Origin of the sequence: Streptomyces sp. F001, assembly GCF_004187715.1 — a bacterium.
GTDB lineage: Bacteria > Actinomycetota > Actinomycetes > Streptomycetales > Streptomycetaceae > Streptomyces > Streptomyces flavusporus.
Genome location: NZ_QZWF01000170.1, coordinates 1 through 1,180, shown reverse-complemented (window position 1 = coordinate 1,180; position 1,180 = coordinate 1). Strand labels below are relative to the sequence as shown.

General features: G+C 71.2%; 2 protein-coding genes. One reads left to right on the top strand and one right to left on the bottom strand.

Features of this window, described 5'->3' with window-relative positions:
- The coding region (locus tag StrepF001_RS45320; protein ID WP_129803885.1) for a family 1 glycosylhydrolase at positions 1-141 on the top strand (141 nt) is incomplete at its 5' end.
- Between the two features lie 97 nt (positions 142-238).
- On the opposite strand, the gene StrepF001_RS45315 is transcribed toward StrepF001_RS45320, so the two are convergent.
- Positions 239-1,180 (bottom strand): chitinase (locus StrepF001_RS45315; RefSeq protein WP_206307180.1); only part of this gene is annotated, 942 nt, incomplete at its 5' end.

Here is a 1,180-nt window from a genome sequence, read left to right as displayed (position 1 = left end):
GAGTGGGCGTACGGCTACGGCAAGCGCTTCGGCGCGGTGTACGTCGACTACGCGACGCTGGAGCGGACGCCGAAGTCGAGCGCACGGTGGTATGCCCAGGCGGCGCGGACGGGGGTGCTGCCTCCGGTCGCGGAGGCCTAGACGGGGGGCGGGGCGCGACACTGTGGGGGTGTCGCGCCCCGGTTCTCTTACGAGGGGTGGCTGGTGTCTCTCTCGGGGAAGTGGCTGCTTGAGGGCGCTAGTTGTAGGCCGCGAACGCCTTCGAGAAGGCGAACTTTTCCTGGTCGACGGAGCTGCAGGTCGCGTCGGCCGCCGGCTTCGGGCCGCCGGGGCAGGCCTTGTCGCGGGTGCCGGACCACATCGACAGCCGGCCGATGCCCCTGGACTTGGCGAAGTTCACCAGCTGGGTGGCGTCGTCGACCTTGAAGATCTCGGTGACGACGTCGTTGACGCCGATCATCGGAGTGACGGCGACCGCCTTCCAGGCGGCGCTGTCGGACAGGCCGAGGACGCTCTTGATCTGGGCCTGGGTGGCGGTGGCGGCCTGTTCGGCGTAGGTGCCCATGTCGCCGCTGTACGCCGGGCCGTAGTCCATCGCCATGATGTTGACGGTGTCGATGGCGACGCCGTTCTTCTTGGCGTCGGACAGGAGGTCGACGCCGTCCTGGGTCAGGCCCTCGGGCATGACGGGGAGGGTGAAGGAGACGTCCAGGTCCGGGTGCTGCTGCTGGAGCTCGGCTATGGCCTGCGCCCGGCGGGTGTTGGCCGCGGTGTTCGGCAGTGCGCCGCCCTCGACGTCGAAGTCGACCTTGGTGAGGTTGTAGGCGTCCACGACCTTGCCGTACGCGGCAGCCAGCGCGTCCACCGACGAGCAGGCCGTGGCCAGCTCGCTGCCGGCGGCTCCGCCGAAGGAGACCCGCACGTCGCCGCCCTTGGCGCGCAGCGCGCCGATCTGCCCGGCCCCCGCGTCGCTCGCCAGGTCGGTGACGCCGCCCCACTTCGGGGTGCAGCCGCCGCCGTCCGTGATGAAGGCGAGGTTGTACTCCTTCACGCCGGTGGCGTCGGCGGCGGCGACCAGGTCGAACGCGGGGTGGAGGGAGGTGTCGACGTACGGGGCGAAGCCGGCGCCGGCGGTCGTGCCGTCGCCGGTGCTCTCCGAAGGGGACGCGGTGGGGGTGGG